Here is a 24,362-nt window from a genome sequence, read left to right as displayed (position 1 = left end):
AGCCCGCTCCCTCAGGATTCGCCGCAAAGCCCTGTGGGAGCGGACTTGCCCGCGCAGAAGCCGGCACCGGCAAGACAAAACCCAGGCAGGTTTTTCTGTTCTATTTATGGGAAACTTGTTTTCACCTGAGGAAAGAAGCGGCCAGCGCAGCTGCATTTCGCACTTTCCCAGTGCGAAAACTTTATTCTTGAACTGAAACTGTGCAGGACATTCGATGTCGACTGAAACCGAACCGCGCCTTCGCCTGGAGCAGTACCTTGGCCTGCAGATCAAGCGCCAGCGCCAGGCCCAGTCCCTCAAGCTCGCCGATGTGGCACGGATCGCCGGCATCAGCCAGGGCATGCTGAGCAAGATCGAGAACGCCCAGGTGTCCACCAGCCTCGACACCCTCAGCCGCCTGTGTGACGTGCTGGGCATGCCGATGGCCAAGCTGTTCAGCCAATATGACCAGCCCGATGGCAATGCCCTGCTGGTGAAGGCCGGCGAAGGGCTGGAAGTGGTACGCCGCGGCACCGAGAAGGGCCACACCTACCACTTGCTCAATCACGCCAGGGGGCCGAAGAAGAACTTCGAGGCCTATATGGTGAGCATGGACGACGCTAGCGAAGAGTTCCCCACCTTCGCCCACCCCGGCACCGAGTTCCTCCACTTGCTGGAGGGCGAACTGGTGTATCGCCATGGCAACCGGCTCTACCACATGCACGCCGGCGACAGCCTGACCTTCGACGGCGAAACCCCACATGGCCCTGAGCAACTGGTGCAGGTGCCCATACGCCTGCTGTCGATCATGAACTACGGCGACGAATGACGCGGCGCTGCAAGGCAACCGCCGATGTCGCGATCAGACAAGCACACGTCGCCCGCAATCGGCTGCAAAACCCTGTATACAAAAATAATACACACATCGACCAGCCCCGCGCCGTGGGCTGGCCGACGTGGTAGCCGCGAGTAAAACAGCCTCGCTTCACAATTCCAACGCTGTGGCGCCTTTTTGCACCGGGCAATTCGCTTGGGCTCATAACGATAAAAACTCCCAGTATCAGAGGCCTGCGCAGCGCCAGCAGGGAGTGTTTGCGCGCGCCACATTGTGAAGACTTGACTGCCATGATCGCGACTTCAATCCCCGTAGCCGGTGCTGCCACCGGCCACCGTAACGCCCTGTGCGTTGCCCATATTGCCGCTGTGCTGTTCGGCCTGACCGGCATCCTTGGTCACTTGATCGACGCCGACGCCAGCATCATCACCTTCGGCCGCGCCACCTTCGCCTTCATTGCCCTGGGCTTCGTCGCCGGGCTCAAGGGCACCCGCCTGCTCGATGCGCTCACTCTGCGCAATTTGCCGGTGCTGGGCCTGACCGGCGCCCTGCTGGCAGCCCACTGGGTGACCTTCTTCATTGCCGTCAAAGTCGGCGGCGTGGCGATGGCCACTCTGGGCTTCGCCAGCTTCCCGGCGTTCATTGCCATGATCGAGCGCGGTGTATTTGGCCAACGTATCGGGGCCGTGCAAGGTTTGCTGCTGCTGATGGTTACCGCCGGCCTGGTGTTGGTGGTGCCGACTTTCGACCTGCTGGACAACGGCACCATCGGCCTGCTGTGGGGACTGGGTTCGGGCCTGGCATTCGCCCTGCTGACCGTGGCCAACCGCCGCAATGCATCAAGCATGAACGCCATGCAGGTGGCCTTCTGGCAGAACGTGGTGGTGGCCGCGCTGGTGGCACCGTTTGCCTTCACCCACCTGGGCAGCACCAGCCTGGCGGGCAGCGACTGGGTCAACCTGGCGCTGCTGGGCGTGTTCTGCACCGGGCTGTCGCAGTTTTTGTTCGTCAAGAGCCTGGAAGGCCTGGAAGCGCGGACGGCCGGCATGATCATCGCGCTGGAACCGGTGTACGCGATCATCGGCGCCTGGTGGCTGTTTGGTGATCAGCCGAGCCTGCGCATGGCCGTTGGTGCAGCGCTAATCGTGCTGGCGACCCTGCTGGCGGCGGCGCGCAAGGCACCGGCGGAGCAAGGGGATACCAGCCGCTGCGCGCATTGATCAAAGCACTGTAGATATAGCGCCCGGAACCAAGCATATTCCATAATGTTTGTATCAACTGATTTTATATTGCGTTTTAATATTAAAAATCAAAACCTATGGAGTGTCAGTCGTTGAAAGCCTTCCCACTTTTACCTTTGGGCCTTGCCTTACTGGTGGCTTCCTCAACGGCCTTTGCGGGCGCAACGCTTGATCGTGTCCAGGGCAAGGGTGAGCTTACCGGCGTGCTGATGGAGAACTACCCGCCATTCTCATTCTTGAATGAGCAAAACCAGCTGGATGGCTTTGACGTGGATGTCGCCAAGGCCGTAGCCGAGCGTCTTGGGGTGAGGCTCAAGCTCGAAACGCCCTCTTGGGATGTCATCGCCGCAGGCCGCTGGAGTGGCCGTTACGATATCTGTGTCTGCTCAATGACGCCGAGCAAGGCGCGTGCTGAGGTGTTCGACTTCCCGGTCGAGTATTACCAGTCGCCAGCGGTGATTGTGGTCAACGCCAAGGACACCGCCATCACCTCGGGAAAAGATTTGTCAGGCAAGAAAGTTGGCGTCATTAGCGCCTCGACCTACGAGGCTTACCTGAACAAAGATCTCACCATCGAAGGGGCAGAAGACAAACCTCTCATCTACCCGTTTGATAACGCCCAGGCTGCGCCGTATGACAACGAAACTGTCGCCTTCCAGGATCTGGCACTGGGCACCGGCGTGCGCCTGGACGCAATGGTCACCAATCTGATCACTGCCAAGGAGCGTATTGCCCAGGATCCACGCTTCAAAATCACAGGCGAGACTTTGTACGCCGAACCCAACGTAATCGCTATTGAGAAAGGCGATCCGCAGTGGAATGAAAAGGTCACTGAGGTCATCACAGCACTCAAGGCCGATGGAACACTGGCCAAGATTTCCCAGAAGTGGATCGGCGCCGATATCAGTAAATGACAGTCCTCAACCCACATCCCGCAAAGTCCGTTCTCGCACCCAACGTGAAATCGAGCCTGCTTGGTCGGACCTTTGGGTTCAAGACCCGCCTGTATCTGACCTGGGGGGCATTGCTTGGCTTTTGCATCTTCTTCTTCCTGAGCTTTGACCTGAAGTTCTCGATCATCCTGGATAAATGGCCCAACCTTGTAGGCCTGCGGCTGGGACCAAACGGCTTCCTTCAGGGTGCAGCACTGACGCTGTTCCTCTGTATTTGCTCGATAGGGTTTTCGTTGCTGCTGGGCTTTGTTACGGCGCTGGCGCGGTTATCACGCAGCGCTGTGGCGTTCGGCGTGGCGAGCTTCTATGCATCGTTTTTTCGCGGTACGCCGCTGTTGATCCAGATCCTGCTCATTTACCTCGGCTTACCGCAACTGGGTGTGGTGCCGGGAGCGATTAGCGCAGGGATCATTGCACTGTCGCTCAACTACGGCGCCTACCTCAGCGAAATTTTTCGTGCCGGCATCATGGCTGTCCCACCCGGGCAGCGAGAAGCGGCTGCTGCGCTTGGCTTGAGGCCGACCTCGGCGTTCCTCCATGTTGTGCTCCCGCAGGCGATGAGGACGATCATCCCCCCGACCACCAGCCAGTTCATCTCGATGCTGAAGGACTCGTCGCTCATTTCGGTAATGGGGGTGTGGGAAGTGATGTTCCTGGCGCAGTCCTACGGACGCTCCTCATACCGTTATATCGAAATGCTCGCCACTGCCGCGCTCATCTACTGGCTGCTGTCCATTGGGCTGGAGCTCATTCAGCACCGTCTTGAACGCCACTTCGGCAAAGGGTTCCAGAATCAGCGGTGAGCTGCCAGCTGATATCAATGAAGACAGGAAAAATGATGTCCGACCCCAAACCCCTATTGTTTGCGCTATACGAACAAGCGAGCGTTGGCTGCGGTGGAGCACCCAGCCTATGGACTCATCCAGCTGATGAGCGCCTGGCCGCCAACACGTTTGATTTCTGGTCGAACCAAGCCCGTATCGCCGACCAGGCTAACCTCGACATGCTCTTCTTCGCAGATGTCCTGGGCTTCTACGACGTCTTCGGCGGGAGCGCTGAAGCAGCAGTGAAGTGGGCGGTAGAAGCGCCTGCGAACGACCCGTTGATGATCATTCCGGGGCTAGCTGCGATCACCAGGAATCTGGCATTCGGCGCTACCGTTACCACCACCTACGAGCATCCCTTCACACATGCCCGACGCTTCAGCACGCTCGATCACATGACCGGTGGCCGGATCGCCTGGAACATCGTGACGTCCTACCTTTCCAGTGCTGCTCGCAACTTCGGCCTGGAAGAGATGCTCAAGCATGCCGACCGCTACGAACGCGCGGAGGAATTCATGGATGTGGCCTACAAGCTCTGGGAGGGCAGCTGGGCGGACGACGCAGTGGTGCAGGACAAAGCGGGTCAGCGCTACGCCCGTGGCGAGCGGGTGAGACCGATCAATCATTGCGGGGAGCGCTACCGCGTGGCAGGCCCTCACCTGACAGCGCCTTCCCCGCAGCGAACCCCGCTGCTTATCCAGGCCGGTTGGTCAGGCCGGGGCCGAGAGTTCGCAGCCAAACATGCAGAGCTGATTTTCATCGCCAAATCCAACCCACATGAAATCCGCCAGGGGCTGGAAGAAATCTGGACGATGGCACAGGCTCGTGGACGTGCTCGGGATGACGTGAAATCGCTTACGGTGCTGCGGATCGTCACGGCGAAAACAGAGATTGAAGCCCAGAGAAAGTATGACGCGCTCCAGAGCAACTATCACCTGGAAGCACAATTGGTCAGCTATGCCGGCGATACAGGCATCGACCTTAGCCGCTATGCGGACGGCGATGCGCTCTCGACCCATACCGAAGGTTTGACCTCCTACATGATGCGACCAGACGGCAGCGGCAAGCCGTTGACGGCAGGTGACGTCAGGAAGCGTTTTGCCAACGTCACACGCGGTACAGATTTGATTCTGGTAGGAACGCCTGAGCAAGTAGCCGACTGCATCGAGGAGCACGCCCGCATTTCGGGAACAAGTGGTTACATGCTGAACCCGCTCACCAGTCCTGGCACCTTGGAGGATTTCGTCGAGCTGATTGTGCCTGAACTCCAAAAACGCGGGCTTTATCGCACGCAAGCGCAAAGCGGAACCTTCCGGTCTCGCCTCAGAGATGACCGCTCGAGCCGACTGCCATCATCTGCTTATGGAGCGTCTTTCCGGCAGCAGTGACTCAGGGCTACTTTTCCCTGATCCCCCGGCCTTCACGCGCTGAATTTAGTTGAAGGCGGGTTACCGCTGTCCATGCAGGCTGAGACCGATACCTCGATGCGTATGAATGCGTACGCTACAGCCCAGGGCGACGAGTACCTTGCGTAGATAGCTTAGCTGCACTTCCAGCACCTTTGTCCCAGGGTCGAAATGGAAACCCCAGACCGCCTCGAACAGGGCGGATCTCGACACGATTTGCTCAGGATTAACTATGAGAGCTTCCAATAGCCTGCATGACGTCGCTTTGAGGACGATGCGCCTACCATCGCAGCTAACCTCGCGACAAGCAGGATCCAGATGCAGGTCTGAAAAGGCTAAGTGACCTGCACCAGCAGCAATTCTGTTCAAGATTCGCAATGTCTCGGAGGGTTGCAGGTCATTGACCTGCAACCAGGGAGGGATATTACTTGCCAGCGCTCGGCAAAGCGTAAGCGATCACATAGTCGCCACGGTTTTCGTTGGAACCTGTACGGGTTGCCCCGCCCACGGTAACAACGATGTACTGCTTGCCGTCACGACCAACGTAGGACATTGGAGCGCCCTGACCACCAACCGGCAGACGACCGCGCCACAGCTCTTCACCCGTGTCGTTATCCAAGGCTCGGATGTAGTAATCCAGAGTGCCGTGGAAGAAGGTCAAACCGCCTTTAGTAACCAGCGGCCCGCCCATGGTGGGCATGCCAAGCGGCATGTAGACGCCAGGGACGATGCCGTGCACGGGTGCATCCTGAATACTGCCCATCGGCACCTGCCATTTGGTCTCACCCGAGGTGAGGTCGATGGCAGTCATGGTGCCGAATGGGGGCTTGAAGCATGGCACGCCCAGCGGCGACACAAACATCGAACGTTCTACACCCCACGGCGTGCCCAGCTGCTCGGAATATTCGCCTTCGGTAGTCGGTACCAGGCCAATGCGCTTGGCCTCATCCTGTTTGATAAAACGACCCCATTGAGCCATACGGATATCGTTGACGATCAGGGTACCAGTGGATGCATCAATTGCACCGCCGCCCCAGTTGAAGCCCCCATAGTAACCCGGGTAGATCAGTGTGGCCTGGCCTTCAACCAGCGGCGTAAACTCCCCTTCCCAACGCATGCCTTTGAAATCGATTCGGCACATCAGTTGATCAAAGACAGTACCGCCCCACATATCCGACTCTTTGAGACGATCCGCTCCAACGGACAGCTGTGAGTAAGGCTGGGTCGGCGAAATCCGCATACCTGGGACGCCATCGGTTGCAACCTTGCGCTGCTCCACCGGGAACACAGGGGTGCCATCGCGTCGATCGAGAACAAAGATCTGGCCACGTTTGGTCATCGCGATCACAACCGGAGTCGTGTCACCCTTTTTGTTCGGGAGGTCGTACAGAATCGGTTGGGCGGACACGTCGTAGTCGAACATGTCGTTGTTGGCAGTGCGGAAGTGCCATTTATCGACACCGGTCCTCACGTCGATAGCAACGATCGAATCGTTGTACTCATCCGAGCCAGGCTTGCGATCACCGTTCCAGAAGTCCGGTGTCTGATTGCCTGTAGGAATGTAGGCCAACCCCAGCTTTGCATCATACGAAGCGGTACCCCAGAAGTTGGGCGACTCTGCAGGATAGTTTTCACCCGCAGGTAATGGCACGCCCCGCTTCGGGTTCAACGCCTCCCAAGCCCAGAGCAATTCGCCGGTTCGAACATCAAAACCGCGCGTCACACCTGACGGTTCGCCGGTCTTGAGGTTGTCGTTGATCTTGCCACCGACAATGATCACGTCCCCGGCCACAAGCGGAGCCGAAGTCAGATAGTAAGAGCCGTCGGTGTTCGGGCCAATGCCTTTGAGCAAATCAACGGTACCGTGATTACCAAAGCTACCGCATGTCTTACCAGTATCCGCATCGAGCTCAATCAGGCGAGCATCCACTGTCGTCATGACGATACGGCGACGACATTCAGCAGGCTGAGCAGCTACCGATGGGTCGACTACCGTATCCCCGTTTGCTACGGCAGCTTGAGCCTTGTCTACATCGTAGTAGCCAAGTCCACGGCACCGCTTCCACGTACGGTTGGACGGGGTTTCCTGAATCACCGGGTCGTACTTCCACTTTTCGGCACCCGTCACCGGATCAAGTGCAAATACTTTGTTAAGTGGTGTGCAGAGGTAAACCGTGTCATCAACCTTGAGCGGTGTGCCCTGGTACTCGGCGCCATTGATCGCCATATCGCCAGTACGGAACGTCCAGGCAACTTGCAGATCCTTGACGTTGGCCTTGTTGATCTGGTCGAACTGAGCGAAACGCTCACCATGGGTATTGCGGCCATACGCTGTCCAATCATTACCGTCTGATTGACCTGCATCCGGCACGACCACTGAGGAGGTGCTGCCCTTCTTCGCCACTACGGTTGCATGTGGCTGGAACATACCGTAGCCAAAGCAAACCAGGCTGATGATGAGGAGCGAGCTGATAGCGGCGCGTGCCGGATTGCCCATCAGTCGACGATTACCCTCAAGCAGCGGCACGATCAGCACCAGTACCAATGCAATCACGATGAAGGTGATCAAGCGCGGAACAAGCTGCCAGAAATCAAAGCCAACTTCCCAGAATGCCCAGCACGCGGTAGCCACCAGCAACGCCAAGGAAATCCAGGTCGCAACGATCTTCTTTTTGACCAGGGTGAGACCAGTAGCCGCCATGGCTAGGCCAGCCAAAAGGTAGTACCAGCTGCCGCCCAGCGATATCAGTTTGGCTCCACCAAAGGCGAGCCCTGCGCCAAGCAACGTCAACACGACACCGATGGCTATCGGTAAGACGCTCTTAAATCTCATGCGTTTTCCTAGATTCACGCGAGGGGTCAGGCCCCTCAATCAAAAACCGTCCAAAGCGCTGCGCCAGACCCTCTCCCGAGGCTCCATCCACGCGTCCCTAAACCAGACTTTCGAACATCCATGTTCTATGAGAGCGCTCTCATTTGCACGCCTGAACGGCCTGCAGACTAGAGCACGTCACCGCCAATGAGAGCGCTCTCATTTGACGATCAAAAAACGGCGCTCTCCGAGCGCCGCCTACGAAACGGGCGCATGGTATGTCCTGTAACAAAGTGAGTCAATGTGACGCATATCAAAAGATGGGAGCTATTTGCATCTCGGACAGTGACGGGGCTCGCTTAGCCTGAGTTTGACCCAGTTGACTTTCGAGTTATGAGAGTGACCGGCATGTCCACACGGCGGGGGTGGGCAGCATTGCCTGCCAACATCGCCTGCAAAGCCACAACAGCTGCCTGGGCCTGGGCATCCGTATCCTGCTTTAAAGTCGTCAGCGAGAAGAGGCTGTTTTCGGCATCAGGAATGTCATCAAAACCGACAACCGATACGTCAGATGGGACGCTTAACCCCATGCCCTTCAACCTGTCCAGAACACCCAAAGCGATGAAGTCGTTCGAGGCGAAGATGGCGCTTGGACGCTCATCCCGGGCAAACAGCGCATCCACTCCTCGCCTACCGAACGCGGCATTGTGCTCGCCTCTGATCAGGATCGGATTCAAACCAGCAGCCTTCATGATTTCACAGTAGAACCTTGCCCGGTCTTTGGAGGAAGGCTCGCGTCCCCCTGCCAGGTGAGCAATTCTTCGGTGCCCCAATGCGAACAGATGATCCATCGCAAGACGCACTCCTGTCTGGTCATCGACCGCGATTGAGATGACTTTTTTGTGAGCGACCCGTTTGCTTCCGATAAAAACGCAAGGGAGCTTATCGGCGATCTCGCCAATGACCTTGGGATGATGCGGAGTACCCAGGAGGATCACCCCAGCTGCTCGAAGCGTAAGCAACCTTTCTATCTCGAAAGCTGCTGAATTACCTTCAACTGGCCGTAGGGAAGTGACAGGCTCGAAGCCCGCAGCAAGCAGTCTCTTGTCGACCGACTGAGCCAACTGGATATGGAAAGCATTGTTGGGGTCTCCGATCACCAACCCAACGATGGATGATCGGGCGGAGACTAAACTCCGAGCAGCCAGGTTCGGACGATACTCGAGCTCAGAAGCAATCTGATCGATCCGCTCACGCGTTTCAGGCCGAACACCAGGATCCCCTCGAAGCGCCCTCGACACCTGAGCACGTGACATCCCAGCAGCTTTAGCTACGTCATCCAGGGTAGTGAAAGGCTTTGCCATGATCTACAGAAAGCTCCGAGCATGATGCCCGCAGGCTTCGTCGGTAGACGGGCAAGCCAAGAACTAGGCATAACAGTGTTCGGGTCGAGGATAACACACGCCCTGAGCAAGGACTTAGCTGCGCATAGCTAGGCGGGCTTTACCATGCTGCTTGTGGAAAATAGTTTTCCTAATCCGGGCCTTACATCCCCTCAACCGCGCGAATACATTGGGGTTTTATGTTGAGACGCACGGATGACGCACAGAGTAGAAGACCTGACGCCCAGCCTGACATACACCATGCCGTTTTCTAATGTCCTCCACCTGCCCTTCCCGGACAAGGTAAGAGCTACTCGGTTGGCAGGTTTCCATGAACTTGCTATTCAACCACAGGAGGTAGCCAGGATCGCGGCATCCGGTCTTTCCATTCAGAACATGCGACTGATCGCTGAGGATAACGGGATCAAGATCAGCCGCCTGGATCCTCTCTGCACATGGAATCCTGATTGGCACCCCAATAACATGGATGACAGCTTCATCGCGGATCACTCGACAACCGCCCTGGAATTTTTCGAGATCGCGAGTGAGCTTGGCTGCACCCACATGAGCTTGAACGCTACATTCACAGCCAATGCCTATGCACTGGATGAACTGGTCTCGCACTACGCCGAGATCTGCCGTCTGGCCCACGAGGAAGGCATGGTTTGCGACCTTGAACCTATCCCTATGTGGGGAGTGACGTCTCTTGAACAGGGCTGGGAGATCGTCGAGCGTGCCGGTGCCCCTAACGGCGGCCTTGTGCTCGATACGCTCCATTTCGTTCGCAGTGAATCCAAGCTCGAGACTCTGGCAACGATTCCAGGCAGCTCGATTCACTGCGTGCAGATCTGCGATGGCATCCATCCGTTGAAATCCGGCGTGACCCTGGAGGCCGATTGCTTTGAACGCATGTGGCCTGGCACCGGTAACTTCCCACTGGCAGACATTGTCTCCGGTCTGCACAAGATCGGTGGCCTGAATGGTGTCGGGCCAGAGGTTTTCTCTGTGCTGAACCAAAATATGGCGACAGAGGACGTTGCCAGACTCTGCAAGCAGTCGCTTTTGGCGTATGCGGAGCTCAGGGTCTAACCACGGCTACTAGCTTTTGCGCCACTACACAGCAGAAAAAAATCCCGGCTCAGTAGCCGGGATTTTTCCATCAGATTTGAGCCTCTACGCCCTGTTCTTCTGGTACACGTCTACGAACACGGCGGCCAGCAATACTGCCCCCTTAATCATTTGCTGGTAGTCAACGCCGATGCCCATGATCGACATGCCGTTGTTCAGCACCCCCATGATGAAGGCACCGATCACCACGCCCATCACCTTCCCTACCCCACCGGATGCCGAGGCTCCCCCGATGAATACGGCGGCGATGACGTCCAGTTCGAAACCGCTGCCCGCACGGGGCGTTGCGCTGTTCAGGCGTGCCGCGAAGATCAGGCCCGCCACAGCAGCCAGTACGCCCATGTTCACAAAAGTAAAGAAGGTCACTCGGACGGTGTTGATACCGGAAAGCTTCGCGGCCTTCAGGTTACCGCCCACTGCGTAGATCCAACGCCCGATCACCGTCCGATTCATGATGAACGTGTAGAGGCCGATGAGTGCACACATGATGACCAGTACCGTAGGAAGCCCTCGGTAAGTCGCCAACATGAAGCAGAAGGCGATGATGGCGCCACCCAGGATGCCATGCTTGAGCGCAAACAAAGGCAGGGGCATGACCTCCCCACCAGCTTTGCTGACCCTCCTACGAGCACGCCATTCAATCCAAAGGAAGCACGCAACTACCAATACACCAAGCACCAGGGAGGTGACTTTGAGACCTTGGCCTTGGAAGGGGTCAGGCAGGAAGCCCGCACTCAGGGCGACGAACTCTGCCGGGAATGGCCCAATCGACTGCCTTTCACCAATGGCGATGGTCGCCCCACGGAAGATCAGCATGCCGCCCAGTGTCACGATGAATGAGGGCATTCCCCAGAACGCCACCCAGTAACCTTGGGCAGCACCTATGAGGCCGCCGATGAACAAGCAAAGCAGCGATACCGTGATGAAGTCGAACTGGTACTGCACCATCAACACAGCTGCTATCGAACCGATTACCCCAACGATGGAACCAACCGACAAGTCGATGTGACCGCAGACGATGACCATGAGCATGCCCAAGGCCATAACCACGATGTAGCTGTTCTGCAGGATCAGGTTCGTCAGGTTGAGAGGCTGGAGCAATGCGCCGCCCGTGGCGATTTGGAAGAACACGATGATGACGAGCAAAGAGCTCAACAACCCGTACTCGCGGGCACCTCGTTTGATAGCAGGAAGCAAGCTCGGTTTTACCGCCACAGGGGCGATGACATCAGTCATTGGATGACCTCATTTTTCATGATGGCGTGCATGATTCGCTCTTGAGACGCCTCTTGGATTGGGAACTCCCCGACGAACCTTCCCTCGTTCATCACATAGATCCGATCACAAGTGCCCAGCAGTTCGGGCATCTCCGAAGAGATCATGATCACAGTCTTGCCCTTGGCCACCACTTGATTGACCACCCCGTAGATCTCGTACTTGGCACCGACATCGATGCCCCTGGTAGGCTCATCCAGAATCAGTACCTCGGGGTTGGAGAACAGCCATTTCGCGAGCACGACTTTCTGCTGGTTACCGCCAGAGAGACGCTCCACTGGCTGACGAAGATCAGGGCTGCGAATGCGCAGGGTTTTCTTGTAGCCTTCACCGACACCAAGCTCCTCGGTTTCGTTGATGACCCACCGGCGTGCCAGCGATTTCAGGCTGGCGAGACTTACGTTTCGCCCGATGCCATCCCCCAACAAAAGCCCAGCGCCCTTACGGTCTTCAGTTGCGTAGGCGATACCGTTATCAATGGCTTCCCGAACGTTTCGCACGCGTAATTCCTGGCCATTGAGGCGAACAGTGCCTCGAATATTCTTCCCAAAAGAACCGCCAAAGATGCTCATGGCAAGTTCGGTTCGGCCAGCCCCCATAAGCCCGGCAATCCCAACCACCTCACCTTTGCGAGCAAAAAAACTAACGTCACGGATGAAGTCCTCGCCTGGGCGTTCTGGATGCTCTACCGACCAGTGCTCCACCTCGAATTGCTTATCGCCAAGGTTGGGCTCTCTGCCGGGATACCGGTCGGCCAGCTCGCGGCCAACCATCGCCTGAACAACTCGGCTCTCGTTCAACGGCGACTCTCGGCAATCAATGACATCGACTGTTGTTCCATCCCGAATAACCGTGACCCCATCTGCTACGCGGGAAATTTCATTGAGTTTGTGGGAGATGATGATCGAGGTTATGTCCTTGGCTTTCAGCTCGAGCATGAGCTCCAGAAGCCGCTCGCTATCCTTTTCGTTGAGGCTGGCGGTAGGCTCATCGAGGATTAAAAGGCGAACGTCCTTGCCGAGTGCTTTTGCAATCTCGACGAGTTGCTGCTGACCGATACCCAGTTGGTTTACACGGGTCTGGGGCAAAACGTGCAGACCTACCTTTTCCAGCAGAACCTTGGCTCTGCGATGAGCAAGCGACCAATCAATAACCCCCCTTGTGGCGATCTCATGCCCAAGGAAAAGGTTTTCTGTGATCGAGAGCATCGGCACAAGCGCAAGCTCTTGGTGGATGATGCAAATTCCCAGGGCCTCGCTGTCACGCAGGTCGCTGAACTGGCGAACCTCACCGTCGAAACTGATCGAGCCTGCATAACTTCCGGTTGGGTAAACGCCACTCAGGATTTTCATGAGGGTAGATTTGCCGGCACCGTTCTCACCGCAGATCGCGTGTATTTCTCCCCTGCCCACCTGAAGGTTCACGCTGGTCAGGGCTTTTACCGGGCCAAAGCTTTTTTGAATGCCGCGCATGTCAAGAAGATGAGGTGACATGACTATCCTCCTATCGCAAAAAAACGACCCGAAGGCACCGGGCCGCTGGCATTGGGTAGTTATTGCAGGCGGTCTTTGCTGTAGTACCCGGAGTCGACCAACACTTTTTGCACGTCTTTGGCTTCTACGGAGACAGGAGAAAGAAGTTGGGTAGGCACGACCATGGAGCCGTTGTCATAGGAGGTGGTGTCGTTGACCTGAACATCCTTGCCTTGCAGGGCGCTATCGATCATTACGGCTGCAGCTTCAGCCAACGCTCGGGTGTCCTTGAATACGGTCGAATGCTGATCACCGCGCATGATCGCTTTGACACTCGGGATTTCGGCATCCTGGCCTGTCACGATGGGCATCGGAGTGCCGCCGCTACCGTACCCGACACCGCGCAACGAAGAGACCACGCCAACGGCTAACTGATCGTTCATCGCGAGCACCGCCTCGAGATGGGCTTTGCCGTAGAAGGCGCTGAGGATGTTGTCCATTCGGGACTGGGCAAGCGCCCCATCCCAGTTCAACGTTGCCACCTGTTCAAGCTTGACCTGTCCGCTACGGATCACGAGCTTTCCGCTGTCGATGTAAGGCTGCAGAACGGACATGACGCCGGCGTAGACGACGTGAGCGTTGTTGTCGTCGGTTGAGCCTGCGAATATCTCGAAATTGAAGGGCCCGGTGCCTTCGTTCAATTTCAGGGCACTGACAATCGACTCCCCCTGAAGCACACCCGTCTTATAGTTGTCGAACGTGGCGTAGTAGTCGAAATCTTTTGAGTTTCGGATCAGGCGATCATACGAGATGACCGTGATGCCCTTCTCTTTTGCCTGCCGCAGCAAGTCGGTCATGGTGGTGCCATCGATAGGAGCAATGATCAGCCCTTTCACGCCTTTGACCAAGAGGTTCTCGAGCTGCGACAACTGGGTCGAAACCTCATACTGGGCGTATTGGATATCAGTTTTGTACCCAAGTTTGTTGAGCGCATTCACCATGCTCTGGCCATCTGAAGTCCACCGCGCCTCGGCCTTGGAGGGCATCGAAATACCAATAAGACCTTTGGTATTTTCTTCTTTCTTCGAGCAGCCGATAACCGCAACCGCCACGCACAGAGACGCAGCAAGTTTCATAAACTTGTTCATGACGTTCACCCAGTACTGTAGGAATTATTTTTCTTTTTACTCAGAACCGCCCCCATTGCGGGGGCGGTACAGCAAGGTGGAGCGAGTGACTACTTAGCCGAGCTTAACTTCCTGACCTGCTTTATCGGAGGACTCAAAAATTGCTTCCAGCAGGATGTTGATGTTGTGAGCCTGGCTAGCTGGCACTTGCGACGGAGTACCCTTCTGCAAGGCCTGGACGAACGCCGCAGCTTCACGGTCGAAGTACACCGGATTACCGATTTCAGCGATCTCGGGGGAGGACACGGTTTTGCGTACCGCCCAGATTTCGGGGAAGCTGGTTTCATTCCAGTGAGTCCAACCTTGCGGATGGCCATTTTTGCCGTCGTGGTACAGCTTGTAGGACGCCGGCATTGGAGTGGAATGCATCACACCATGGGTACCGTAGGCAGTGATGTCCCAGGTTTCAGTCCACGGCATCGGATCCCACGACATGAAGTCGATGGTGACCATCTTGTCGTCGTAGTTTAGAACAGCGGCAGCCGCATCTTCACGAGCAGAATCGCTCATCTGGCCAGCGAACTTGCTAATGCGGGCGTTAACGGAGCGCGGCATGCCGAAGTGCAGGAGGATCCGGTCGATGGTGTGGCAACCAATCACATAGAACGCACCGCCACGGTCACCTGGCTGCTTCATGTGGTTGGTGTCAGCTTCATCATGGGAGCAGCCGGCGTGGGCACGTACTTGAAGTACCTTCCCGATCTCTCCGCTCTCGAGAACCTGCTGCATTTTTTCCACCGAAGGAGCAAACCTCCAGCAGTAGCCGACCTGGAACAGACCACCGGTACGCTCAACGGCCTCGACGATGCGCTGGGTGTCCTGCGGCCCACGACCGGCTGGTTTCTCACACAGCACAGCCTTACCTGCTTCCAGGGCTTCAATTGCCCAATCGGCCATCAGGTAGCTCTTCGGGTGAACCAGCACTACGTGAACATCAGGGTCGGCCAGGATTTCGTCCTTGGTGCGAGCCTCGAGCTCAAGCGCATCAACGAACGGCTGCAGCAGCGGGCTGTCGTCATAGGCGCCGAGGAAGCGAACGCCTGGGATCCGCTTGAAGGCTTTGACGCGTCCCGAAGTATGCGGGTGGGTGATACCCAGGCAAGCGACGCCCAGTAGTTTGCCATTCAGATTCAGCGACATCGTTGTTCTCCTATCTCACGAAATCGGGCGCCCGAAGGCGCCCGTCGTCAATCAAAGCTTTACAGCGCGACCAGTGCTTACGGACTCGACACAGGCATCAGCCAGGCGCAGGGCCTGGAGGCCGTCAAAAGGAGTAACCGGCAGCGGCTTCTCTTGCACCAGAGCTGCAACAAAGGCGTCCAGTTCGGACTTGTAGGCCTGCTGGTAGCGCTCCAGGAAGAAGTTCAGCAGCGGCTCACGGGCGTCAGTTGCTTCCTGAGTCCAGCGGCGCATGGTAGTTGGGCGCAGGTTGTCTTGGAGCAGCATGCCTTTGGAGCCGAAGACTTCGATACGCTGGTCGTAACCGTAGACGGCCTGACGGCAGTTGTTGATGTGGCACTGCTTACCGCTGGCGGTCTTCATGTGCACCATCGCGGTGTCGTAGTCGTCGTACTTTTCCATCAGGGGGGAGTCGACCAAACGGCTACCCATGGCGGTGATTTCCACCGGCTCTTCACCCAGCAGCCAGCGACCGATATCCAGGTCATGGATGGTCATGTCGCGGAAGATACCGCCGCTGTGTTGAATGTAGTCTTCTGGAGCGAGGCCAGGGTCGCGGCTGGAGATGATGACCTGGCGCACTTCACCGATTTCACCGGCGATGATCGCTTCACGCATCGCTGCGAAGGTGTTTTCGAAACGGCGGTTGAAGGCCAGCATGACGCGACCGTTCAGGCCTTCGATTTCTTCGACGGCTGCTTGGCTTTTCAGCAGATCCAGATCAATCGGCTTTTCGCACAGAACAGCTTTACCCTGGCGAACCGCACGCATCATCAGCTGGATGTGGGTATTGGTAGGGGTACCGATTACGATGGCGTCAACGTCATTGCGGTCGATTGCGGCTTCGCAATCGGTCATCGCGTCAGCACCCAGCGCGCCGGCCAGGGACTGAGCTGCGGAAGCATAGGGATCGGCCACAGCGATCAGACGAGCATTTGGGTTTGCGGCAACGTTGGCTGCGTGAATTTTACCGATACGGCCTGCGCCCAGAACTGCAATTCCAACCATGATGCATTCCTCGTTGTTCTTAAAGTGATGGTTAAACGCGGGCTCAGAAGCGCGCGTGTACGAATTGGGCCATCGTCGAGTCGAAGGCACGCTTGGCCACAACTTCCAGGGGAAGCTTGCGCAGCTCAGCCGAGATGAGCTCCACACCCCATGGGCCCCGATAGCCGGTGTCGAGAATTGCCTGAACGAAATGTGGAAGATCCAGCTGCCCCTCACCACAGCATTTGCGGTGGTGGGTGGAGTCGTTGAACACGTCGCCGACCAGGGCCAAGTCAGCGTCATCGATCTCGACGCCCTTGATCAGCTCTAGAGGAATTTTGCTGATCTCATCGAAGCCCATGCCACCACGAGCGATGTGCCAGCTATCGACCATGAGGCCACCGTTAGGGCGAACGCCTTCGGATACAGCCAGCGCCTTATCGATGGTGTTAACGCTAGAGAACGGCAGGAACTCGATGGCTACGTTGACCTTGTATTCCGCAGCTTTGTCACAGAGGATCGCGAACGATTCACGCATCAGCGGGACGTTAACGTCGCCTTCTTCAAACAGGCCTGCAGCACATTTCAGGCGAGTGGCGCCGACAGCTGCAGCGATGTCGAGCAGCTCTTTGCACATACGATCCGACACCGAACGACGCTCGCAAGCCAGGTGCCAGTCGATCAGGAACTCGACCTCCAGGTGCTTCATGCCGTTGTCCTGGAAAATCTGGCGAACGGTTGGCAGCCCAAGTTTTTCGATGGAGTGAACAATGTCGGAGTACACCAACCCCATGCCTCGCCATCCGGCTTTGGAAGCTGCTTCGGCGCGCTCCTGCAAGGTGTAAGGACTGATTTCGCTCTGCGCACCTGGATAGGTGTCACCTGCGATAGTCCAGTAGGAGGCGATCAGATCAACTTGATTACTAGGCATGTCGAATCACTCAAATTACGAGGGAAAAGCGAACGGTGTTCGCGAAGCACGAAGCGCCATCCACATGAATACCATCCATGGGAAGCTGGGTAAGGCGTTCAGGAAGATGAGAGTTGTTGAGGTCGAGCAACAAGAAGGACGAGCGGAAGCCTCGGAATGGCTGACCGCGAAAATATGAAGTGCACGAAGCTTGGGCTTGGCGTCTCATGGTTTGTACCAATTCTTGTTTTTGTGACGTTGAGGTGAGTCTAATTTCTCCCATGGAAGGAAAAAACCCGTAAGATCGGGATACAGCTTCCCACTTAGCGGGAGAATCGCGTGGATCCGTTCAAAGAAGTCGAGTTTTTTATCCAAGTGGCCGAGGCAGGCAGCATCAGCAAGGCAGCCGAGCGACTTGGATTGTCTGTCTCTGCGGCAAGCCGTTACCTAATCGCTTTGGAAACGAGGTTGGGTGTTCGCCTTGTGCAGCGCACAACAAGGCAACTGTCACTCACCGAGGTGGGAGAGGAGTTCTACAGGCGCACCAGGTCTGTGATGGCAGACCTGAAAGAAGCCGAGAGCGTGGCCAGGGACGCGGTAGTGCAGCCACGTGGTGTGCTCCGGGTTACTGCCTCCCTTTCATTCTGCCTGCTCCACATCGAACCGCTGCTTCCTGAGTTCACTCGGCGCTACCCCGAGATCAGTGTCGACGTGATCGCTGCCAACCGATACCTGGACGTGATGGAAAACAACGTAGACGTCGCCATCCGCACCAGGCAGTTCGAAGCAGATAACAACCTCACGATCAGGCGCCTGGCAGAAACCCGTAGGATCCTCGCCGCCTCCCCCGCTTACCTCGAGAAGAACGGCATCCCCAAGCATCCGATGGATCTTATCCGCCACAAGATGCTGGTCTACGACTATGCGATCAACCCGACCGAGCTGCCATTCAAGCGGCGTGATGAAACCGCGACAGTGAATGTGAGATCTTTCATTTCTGCCAATGACGGCCAGTTTGTATTGAAGGCAGCACTCGATGATCTCGGGATTTTGATCCAGCCGAAATACATCGTGCAGGATCACCTGGAGCGTGGAGAACTCGTCTCGGTGTTGGACGACTGGGATCTTCCACGCCTCACCATGAACATCGCCTTTCAGACACGCCGGCACATGCCTGCAAAAGTGCGGCTGTTCATTGAAGCCTTGGCGGAACGGTTCCGGAAAAACGACTACGAGCGCCTTTGGACTAAGTAAGCAGTTTTTCACAGGTGAAATAAAGATTTCCCGAAAATCGGTTTTTAACCGATAAAGGTAAATATACGCTGACCCGATCAAGTACAAGGTTCAGGTCAGTCCAGCATGATCCACATCACCGAAGAGATCAGATCTCACATTCATGATCTGGAAGGTCGTCGATATCGCGCCATGCTTGAGGGCGATATCGACACCTTTATCGCCCTCTCCCACCCGGACCTCGCCTATACCCACTCCACAGGTGTCATCGACTCGCTATCGAGTTATGTGGCCAAGTGCAGGGACGGCTACTACCAGTACCTCAACCTCGACGTCCCCATCGACAACATTCAGGTCCTCGGCAACGTTGCGATTGTGCACGGTCGAATGGCCGGTGAGATCGTAGCCGGCGGCACTCACAAAACGCTGAATAACCGCACCCTTTCCATATGGTCGTCATTGGGTGGCGAGTGGAAGTTTCTGGCCTACCAGCCGACCCCCATCAAATAGCGCACCGTAATTCATCTGCAGCGCTCCGCCTGCTGCCATTTGCAGTCAACAACAATAGGACTAGAACCCGTGGCTATCGCGAATTTCACCTACACCGGTCTTCCTTCCCGCGTCATCTTCGGAAAAGGCTCTCTTCAGCAACTCGAAGCTGAAATTGATCACCTGGGATCGCGCCGTGCGTTGGTACTCTCGACTCCAGAACAGCGCAGCCAGGCAGAACGCATCGCTGACATGTTGGGCTCTCGCGCTGCCGGCATCTTCGACAAAGCCGTCATGCACGTCCCAATCGAAACGGCGCGTGAGGCTCGTGAGGTTGCTCAAGCGCTGGGGGCTGACTGCGCTGTGGCCATCGGCGGCGGCTCGACCACCGGCCTGGGTAAAGCGATTGCCCTGGAATCCGGCCTGCCAATTCTTGCAATCCCGACCACCTACGCCGGCTCCGAAATGACCTCGGTGTATGGCCTGACTGAAAACGGCATCAAACGGACGGGCAAAGACGTGCGCGTTCTGCCGAAGACCGTCATCTATGACCCTGAGCTGTCGGCGACCCTTCCGGTCGAATTGTCTGTAACCAGCGGCATGAACGCCATCGCACATGCCGCGGAAGGGCTGTACGCCCAAGACGGTAACCCCGTGATGTCGCTGATCGCAGAAGAAGGCATCCGAGCAATGGCTGAAGGCCTCAAGCTGATCATCGAGAACCCGGAAGATCTGGATGCCCGCTCTGACTGCCTGTACGGTGCCTGGCTGTGCAGCACCGTCTTGGGCAACGTCGGTATGGCGCTTCACCACAAGCTCTGCCACACCCTGGGCGGCAGCTTCAACCTGCCTCACGCTCCAACGCACACCATCGTGCTGCCGCACGCTATTTCATACAACTCAGAAGCAGCACCTGAAGCGGCTGCCCGCATCGTTCGAGCCCTGGGCGGTAAATCTGCCTCGGCTGGACAGGCTCTGTACGACCTGTCCAAATCCTTGGGTGCGCCACTGGCGCTCAAGTCTCTGGGTGTTAGCGAAGCTGATATGGATCGCGCCACAGAAATTGCGTTAGCCAACCCATATTGGAACCCTCGCCCAATCGAGCGGGATGCGATTCGCGAGCTGCTTCAGAATGCTTATGAAGGTAACCGCCCGATTTAAGTTGCGGACTTTCCTTAACCCACTCAATCCTCGTGCGGGGGGCTGAGTGGGTCTTTTTTTAGCGAGTCCAATAGCGCTCGTAGCCTTCCTTCTTGAAATGCTCCAGCAAGAAGTCGATGAACAACCGGGTTTTGGCAGGCATGTATCGACGATCTTGGAAAGCAAGGTTGATCGTCAGTCGCGGCAGGTCCCAATCATCGAGAACAGGTAGCAACCTGCCAGCAACCAAATCGTCGTAGATAATGTATTTGGGCTGCACCAAAATTCCCGCACCAGCTAGCGCAGCCGCCCTGACTATCTGACCGTCATTCGATTCCATCGAAGGCTGAATCTTGACCGAAGCTCTCTCTTCTCCCCTGGTGAACTCCATCGAGTTGGGATGGTTGGCGTGGCTATAAATAAGCAGGTCGTGATGCTCGAGGTCGGCCACTGTTTGTGGAGAGCCACGCTGGGCCAGGTAGGACGGTGATGCTGCAAGTACTCTTCGCGTCTGCGCCAAGCGCCGAATCGTGATGTTGGAGTCCGCTTCAAACTCCCTGGTACGGATCGCGAGATCAATCTCGGTATCCATGATGTCGTAGTAACGGTTGGCACCGATGATCTTCACCTTGATACCCGGGTACAGACGCTTGAATGCCGGCACCAGAGGCGCCAGGTGCAGCATGGAGAAGGAAATCGTCGCAGTGATGGTGAGGGTACCGGTGGGCTCAACCAACGCCGCATTCACCGACGCTTCAGCCTCCGCCCATTCGGCGAGCAGCGCCTTACACCGCCCGTAAAAATCATGACCCGCGTTGGTCAACGCCAAGCGCCGGGTATTCCGGTCGACGAGACGGACACGAAGCCGACTCTCGAGCGCAGCCAGGTGACGGCTCGCTGCAGCATTGGAAATGTCCAACTTCTCAGCAGCCTTACTCAGCGTTCCCAGCTCCGCTGTCTGGACGAAGAGCTCAATCTCGGTGTAGCGATCCACGGGCTGCCTCTCAGTTTTTCACGGGTGAAACAAAGAATTTCATTGTCAGTATTTTATTCCACTGGGAAGCACTTTAGCGTAGTTACACCAATTCGAAAATGCTGGGGGAGCACCCCGACATCGCCGATTACAAGAAAGAAGGAACCAGGGGCAACCAATGAGAAATCTGGACGAACACACGATTACCCAAGCTGTTTTGACACGAAACGCCAACGCTGATGACGCGCGTCTGCGCGAGATCATGACCAGCCTGGTTCAGCACCTTCACGCTTTCGCTCGTGAGACCAAACTCACCGAGCCAGAGTGGGAGAAAGGCATCGAATTCCTGACTGCAGTGGGCCAGATCTGTTCTCCGACACGCCAGGAATTCATCCTTCTCTCGGATACGCTGGGCCTGTCCACCCTCGTGACGGCACAGAACCACAAGAAGCCAGACGGCTGCACTGAAGCCACCGTGTTCGGCCCATTCCACGTGCAGAATGCCCCGCAGTACGACCTCGGCGCCGACATCAGCGATGGTTTGCCGGGCGTGCCGTGGTATGTACGCGGCTCTATTAAAGACATTGATGGCAACCCAGTGCCTCACGCTGTCATCGAGGTATGGCAGGCTGACGACGCCGGCTTCTACGACGTCCAGAAACCCGAACTCGGCCAAGAGACTTATCAGGGCCGCGCGGTGCTGCAGGCAGACAGCGAAGGCCTCTACCACTTCAAGACCATCGTCCCTGAGTGCTATCCGATTCCCCACGATGGCCCGGTAGGCAAAATGCTGCAGGCGCTAGACCGCCACCCGTGGAGACCTGCGCACCTGCACTTCATGATCATCTCGCCGAACCATGAGCGCCTGGTAACCCACGTCTTCCGTGAGCATGGTGAGTACCTGGATTCCGACGCCGTATTCGGTGTCCGCTCCTCGCTCATCGCCGACTGGGTAGAGCATCAGCCAGGGGTTGATCCATACGGTGAGAAAGTCGACACCCCGTACTTCACGCTCGACTTTGACTTTGTTCTGAATCCTGTCACCCGATAACAAAATTCCACTACAGCCCGAGCAAAATTGCTTGGGCTTTGCCCTTCCCTGGAGCACCAACATGCAACCTGTCAAACACATTGTCATGTGGAATTTACGCGGTGACAGCGAACAAGAACGCACCGAAAACATTCATAAAGTGAAGCAAGAGTTTGAAGCAATCCGGCACGAGATTCCTGGCCTCAAGCTTCTCGAAATCGGTGTCGACTTCAGCAAGATCGACTACGCATGCCATGTCGTCCTGTACTCAGAATTTGTGTCGGCTCAGGCGCTCCAGGACTACGCGACCCACCCCGCGCACATTCGCGTGAAAGAAGCACTGGGGAACCTGCGTACACATCGCTACCAGGTTGATTACGTAGGCTAAACCCACGACAAAGGAGCCCGTTCACTGAACGGGCTTTTTATCGCCTGTTGATTCTCTGCATGCAGCGTCATGAGACACTCCCCACGATTGGCGCCCAACAAAAAAGCCCGACATAAATGTCGGGCTTGTTGCTCTAGGATCGGCTTAGAACTTAACAGCCATCTTCAGGCCGGCAACCACCGCACTGTCGACCTCATCCACGCCACCCGGGTGACGAATGTACTGAAGGTTCGGCCTCAGGGTGAGCCAGGGCGTTATTGCAAACCCGTAGTAGATCTCCGCATCGTATTCGGTATCACGGATAGGCATGAACGCCGGGTTGTCGTAGTCACTGATGTCAGCGAGCTGGTTGGTGAGGCTCGCCTGCTTGGCGACTGCTGGATTGACGTGGATGCGTGCGACCCCAAAGCCGAAGTCATCCTTCGGTCGTGAGTCGAACGGGCCTTTATACGACACACCTGCCTGAACGAAATTGTCGACCAGGTTGGTTTCCTTATCGTGCATCGTGGCATTGAAGAAGACAGACAGACCTCGATCAGTGGAACCACCGCGAGACGTCAGCTGTTGCTGGATGACTATCCAAGCCCCGTGCTTGCTGCCGTGACTCTGGAATGCGCCACCTGAGACCGGCTGTGGCTGGCCGTCGGCGCCGTCGAAGACATCGTCAGCCTTCGCATTGCTGTAGTAATACCCAGCTCGATATTCGCCTGGCAAGCCATTTACCTTCGGTGTCCAGACCAGCTCTACAGGGAACAAGGCCCCCTCAGCACCACTGCCGCTGAGCTTGAAGCCATTGCCGGTCTCAAGGTAAGAGGAGTTGACCTCAAAGGCCCCCACCTGCGCATATACCTCTGGTGTGATCTTGTACTTCACCCGCGCTGCCCATTGGCTTACAGGCCAGTTGTACCAAACGGAGCCCGCCCAGTTCGCCACCTGGGCACCGCAGAAGGCGTTGTTCTGGAAATCGCAGGGGAAGGCGTTGAAGTCCTCACCTTCACCGAAGCGCCCGAATTTCACATCCAGATCACCCTCCAGAAACTCCTGGCTCAGCCACATCTGGGTCAGGCGCCAGGTCTGTCCACGGCCATACACCTCCTGAGTCGAGCTGAGCATGCCTGCGCGTGGATCACCAATCCGGTCCCCCGCCAGGTTGCGACCGCTGCGCTCGGTAACCATCAGCTGGAACTTCGCTCCGTGCCATCCGGCAAGCTTGTTCATGTCAAGGGTCGTCCCCAGGGCGAGCTGGTCGGTATAGCGCGCAGTCTTGTCCTTGTTGTACCCACCGTGCAAATTTGCAGCGGCCTCCCCCACATACTCGACTGTGATATCAGCACCCTTGTCGTGCAGCTCAGACCTCAAACCGCCCCAGTCACCAGACAAGTAGTTTGAGGCATCAAATTTTTCATCAGCCCTTACATGATCCGACATTAAACCAATTAACCCCAATACAGTAACACCCAGCAGAAGACGCGGATTAACGGGACGAAGATAAACGACTGGCATATACTCTCCTACGGTACTTTTATTATTGTTACTTAA

At 56.6% G+C, this 24,362-nt stretch carries 22 protein-coding genes; 11 read left to right on the top strand and 11 right to left on the bottom strand.

What is annotated here, in order from left to right; all coding sequences use genetic code 11:
- Positions 1-214: 214 nt before the first annotated feature.
- From WF331_RS16180 to WF331_RS16160, 5 genes are all read left to right on the top strand, one after another.
- Entirely contained in the window at positions 215-808 is a 594-nt protein-coding gene (locus tag WF331_RS16180) for a helix-turn-helix domain-containing protein (RefSeq protein ID WP_016499247.1), read from the top strand.
- A 296-nt stretch (positions 809-1,104) separates the two neighbouring features.
- The gene (locus WF331_RS16175) at positions 1,105-2,034 is read left to right on the top strand and encodes a DMT family transporter (RefSeq protein ID WP_041167690.1); all 930 of its coding nucleotides are present in this window, start codon (positions 1,105-1,107) and stop codon (positions 2,032-2,034) included.
- A gap of 113 nt (positions 2,035-2,147) precedes the next feature.
- A complete protein-coding gene (locus WF331_RS16170) occupies positions 2,148-2,969 on the top strand; it encodes an ABC transporter substrate-binding protein (protein WP_016499245.1) in 822 nt (273 codons plus the stop codon).
- Positions 2,966-3,811 carry an amino acid ABC transporter permease gene (locus WF331_RS16165; RefSeq protein WP_340623098.1) on the top strand — a complete coding sequence of 282 codons (846 nt, stop codon included), beginning with the start codon at positions 2,966-2,968 and terminating at the stop codon, positions 3,809-3,811. Before WF331_RS16170 ends, WF331_RS16165 begins: the two co-directional genes overlap by 4 nt.
- Before the next feature lie 35 nt (positions 3,812-3,846).
- Positions 3,847-5,220, top strand: coding sequence for an LLM class flavin-dependent oxidoreductase (locus WF331_RS16160; protein ID WP_284397887.1), 1,374 nt, complete (start codon positions 3,847-3,849; stop codon positions 5,218-5,220).
- Between the two features lie 60 nt (positions 5,221-5,280).
- Here the strand turns inward: WF331_RS16160 and WF331_RS29330 are convergent, their stop codons facing one another.
- The 3 genes from WF331_RS29330 to WF331_RS16150 all read right to left on the bottom strand — a co-directional run bounded on the left by WF331_RS29330 (position 5,281) and on the right by WF331_RS16150 (position 9,414).
- Entirely contained in the window at positions 5,281-5,607 is a 327-nt protein-coding gene (locus WF331_RS29330; RefSeq protein WP_431357569.1) for a winged helix-turn-helix domain-containing protein, read from the bottom strand.
- Between the two features lie 55 nt (positions 5,608-5,662).
- Positions 5,663-8,071: a membrane-bound PQQ-dependent dehydrogenase, glucose/quinate/shikimate family gene (locus WF331_RS16155; protein WP_284360710.1), complete on the bottom strand. Its 2,409-nt coding sequence runs from the start codon at positions 8,069-8,071 to the stop codon at positions 5,663-5,665.
- 338 nt (positions 8,072-8,409) lie between these two features.
- Positions 8,410-9,414 carry a LacI family DNA-binding transcriptional regulator gene (locus tag WF331_RS16150; RefSeq protein WP_041167688.1) on the bottom strand — a complete coding sequence of 335 codons (1,005 nt, stop codon included), beginning with the start codon at positions 9,412-9,414 and terminating at the stop codon, positions 8,410-8,412.
- A 234-nt stretch (positions 9,415-9,648) separates the two neighbouring features.
- Between WF331_RS16150 and WF331_RS16145 the strand changes: the two genes are divergently transcribed.
- Positions 9,649-10,521, top strand: coding sequence for a sugar phosphate isomerase/epimerase family protein (locus WF331_RS16145; protein ID WP_016499240.1), 873 nt, complete (start codon positions 9,649-9,651; stop codon positions 10,519-10,521).
- Between the two features lie 84 nt (positions 10,522-10,605).
- On the opposite strand, the gene mmsB is transcribed toward WF331_RS16145, so the two are convergent.
- The 6 genes from mmsB to WF331_RS16115 form a co-directional block, all read right to left on the bottom strand.
- Positions 10,606-11,796, bottom strand: coding sequence for a multiple monosaccharide ABC transporter permease (gene mmsB / locus WF331_RS16140; RefSeq protein ID WP_340623097.1), 1,191 nt, complete (start codon positions 11,794-11,796; stop codon positions 10,606-10,608).
- Positions 11,793-13,328, bottom strand: a complete 1,536-nt coding sequence (mmsA, locus tag WF331_RS16135; protein WP_284360707.1) for a multiple monosaccharide ABC transporter ATP-binding protein — start codon at positions 13,326-13,328, stop codon at positions 11,793-11,795. The genes mmsB and mmsA overlap by 4 nt, the downstream gene beginning before the upstream one ends.
- 59 nt (positions 13,329-13,387) lie before the next feature.
- Positions 13,388-14,455: a multiple monosaccharide ABC transporter substrate-binding protein gene (gene chvE / locus WF331_RS16130; RefSeq protein WP_340623096.1), complete on the bottom strand. Its 1,068-nt coding sequence runs from the start codon at positions 14,453-14,455 to the stop codon at positions 13,388-13,390.
- 93 nt (positions 14,456-14,548) lie between these two features.
- Entirely contained in the window at positions 14,549-15,634 is a 1,086-nt protein-coding gene (locus tag WF331_RS16125) for a Gfo/Idh/MocA family protein (protein WP_340623095.1), read from the bottom strand.
- Positions 15,635-15,685: 51 nt separating this feature from the next.
- Positions 15,686-16,681, bottom strand: coding sequence for an inositol 2-dehydrogenase (gene iolG / locus WF331_RS16120; protein WP_284361134.1), 996 nt, complete (start codon positions 16,679-16,681; stop codon positions 15,686-15,688).
- A gap of 43 nt (positions 16,682-16,724) precedes the next feature.
- Complete coding sequence (locus tag WF331_RS16115; RefSeq protein ID WP_016499234.1) at positions 16,725-17,591, bottom strand: sugar phosphate isomerase/epimerase family protein; 867 nt, start codon at positions 17,589-17,591, stop codon at positions 16,725-16,727.
- A gap of 318 nt (positions 17,592-17,909) precedes the next feature.
- On the opposite strand from WF331_RS16115, the gene WF331_RS16110 reads away from it, so the two are divergent.
- The 3 genes from WF331_RS16110 to WF331_RS16100 all read left to right on the top strand — a co-directional run bounded on the left by WF331_RS16110 (position 17,910) and on the right by WF331_RS16100 (position 20,453).
- Positions 17,910-18,824 (top strand): LysR family transcriptional regulator, encoded by a 915-nt coding sequence (locus WF331_RS16110; protein ID WP_340623094.1) that lies wholly within the window; start codon positions 17,910-17,912, stop codon positions 18,822-18,824.
- 105 nt (positions 18,825-18,929) lie between these two features.
- A complete protein-coding gene (locus WF331_RS16105) occupies positions 18,930-19,313 on the top strand; it encodes a nuclear transport factor 2 family protein (protein WP_016499233.1) in 384 nt (127 codons plus the stop codon).
- A 69-nt stretch (positions 19,314-19,382) separates the two neighbouring features.
- Positions 19,383-20,453 carry a maleylacetate reductase gene (locus WF331_RS16100; RefSeq protein ID WP_016499232.1) on the top strand — a complete coding sequence of 357 codons (1,071 nt, stop codon included), beginning with the start codon at positions 19,383-19,385 and terminating at the stop codon, positions 20,451-20,453.
- 58 nt (positions 20,454-20,511) lie between these two features.
- On the opposite strand, the gene WF331_RS16095 is transcribed toward WF331_RS16100, so the two are convergent.
- Positions 20,512-21,426 (bottom strand): LysR family transcriptional regulator, encoded by a 915-nt coding sequence (locus tag WF331_RS16095; protein WP_016499231.1) that lies wholly within the window; start codon positions 21,424-21,426, stop codon positions 20,512-20,514.
- 157 nt (positions 21,427-21,583) lie between these two features.
- On the opposite strand from WF331_RS16095, the gene WF331_RS16090 reads away from it, so the two are divergent.
- Together WF331_RS16090 and WF331_RS16085 are read left to right on the top strand one after the other, a co-directional pair.
- A complete protein-coding gene (locus tag WF331_RS16090) occupies positions 21,584-22,456 on the top strand; it encodes an intradiol ring-cleavage dioxygenase (protein ID WP_016499230.1) in 873 nt (290 codons plus the stop codon).
- A 61-nt stretch (positions 22,457-22,517) separates the two neighbouring features.
- Complete coding sequence (locus WF331_RS16085; RefSeq protein WP_016499229.1) at positions 22,518-22,823, top strand: Dabb family protein; 306 nt, start codon at positions 22,518-22,520, stop codon at positions 22,821-22,823.
- Positions 22,824-22,967: 144 nt separating this feature from the next.
- On the opposite strand, the gene WF331_RS16080 is transcribed toward WF331_RS16085, so the two are convergent.
- Positions 22,968-24,251: a carbohydrate porin gene (locus tag WF331_RS16080; protein WP_340623108.1), complete on the bottom strand. Its 1,284-nt coding sequence runs from the start codon at positions 24,249-24,251 to the stop codon at positions 22,968-22,970.
- Between the last annotated feature and the right edge of the window lie 111 nt (positions 24,252-24,362).

This window comes from Pseudomonas sp. YNh, from assembly GCF_037993085.1.
Classification (GTDB): Bacteria; Pseudomonadota; Gammaproteobacteria; order Pseudomonadales; family Pseudomonadaceae; genus Aquipseudomonas; species Aquipseudomonas putida.
This window is presented reverse-complemented; position numbering and strand designations above follow the sequence as displayed.

Bases quoted from the DNA above. Each gene is read 5' to 3' on its own strand.
- WF331_RS16180 (WP_016499247.1), top strand. From the start codon at position 215: ATGTCGACTGAAACCGAACCGCGCCTTCGCCTGGAGCAGTACCTTGGC.
- WF331_RS16175 (WP_041167690.1), top strand. From the start codon at position 1,105: ATGATCGCGACTTCAATCCCCGTAGCCGGTGCTGCCACCGGCCACCGT.
- WF331_RS16165 (WP_340623098.1), top strand. From the start codon at position 2,966: ATGACAGTCCTCAACCCACATCCCGCAAAGTCCGTTCTCGCACCCAAC.
- WF331_RS16160 (WP_284397887.1), top strand. From the start codon at position 3,847: ATGTCCGACCCCAAACCCCTATTGTTTGCGCTATACGAACAAGCGAGC.
- WF331_RS16155 (WP_284360710.1), bottom strand. From the start codon at position 8,071: ATGAGATTTAAGAGCGTCTTACCGATAGCCATCGGTGTCGTGTTGACG.
- WF331_RS16150 (WP_041167688.1), bottom strand. From the start codon at position 9,414: ATGGCAAAGCCTTTCACTACCCTGGATGACGTAGCTAAAGCTGCTGGG.
- WF331_RS16145 (WP_016499240.1), top strand. From the start codon at position 9,649: ATGACGCACAGAGTAGAAGACCTGACGCCCAGCCTGACATACACCATG.
- mmsB (WP_340623097.1), bottom strand. From the start codon at position 11,796: ATGACTGATGTCATCGCCCCTGTGGCGGTAAAACCGAGCTTGCTTCCT.
- mmsA (WP_284360707.1), bottom strand. From the start codon at position 13,328: ATGTCACCTCATCTTCTTGACATGCGCGGCATTCAAAAAAGCTTTGGC.
- chvE (WP_340623096.1), bottom strand. From the start codon at position 14,455: ATGAACAAGTTTATGAAACTTGCTGCGTCTCTGTGCGTGGCGGTTGCG.
- WF331_RS16125 (WP_340623095.1), bottom strand. From the start codon at position 15,634: ATGTCGCTGAATCTGAATGGCAAACTACTGGGCGTCGCTTGCCTGGGT.
- iolG (WP_284361134.1), bottom strand. From the start codon at position 16,681: ATGGTTGGAATTGCAGTTCTGGGCGCAGGCCGTATCGGTAAAATTCAC.
- WF331_RS16115 (WP_016499234.1), bottom strand. From the start codon at position 17,591: ATGCCTAGTAATCAAGTTGATCTGATCGCCTCCTACTGGACTATCGCA.
- WF331_RS16105 (WP_016499233.1), top strand. From the start codon at position 18,930: ATGATCCACATCACCGAAGAGATCAGATCTCACATTCATGATCTGGAA.
- WF331_RS16090 (WP_016499230.1), top strand. From the start codon at position 21,584: ATGAGAAATCTGGACGAACACACGATTACCCAAGCTGTTTTGACACGA.
- WF331_RS16085 (WP_016499229.1), top strand. From the start codon at position 22,518: ATGCAACCTGTCAAACACATTGTCATGTGGAATTTACGCGGTGACAGC.
- WF331_RS16080 (WP_340623108.1), bottom strand. From the start codon at position 24,251: ATGTCGGATCATGTAAGGGCTGATGAAAAATTTGATGCCTCAAACTAC.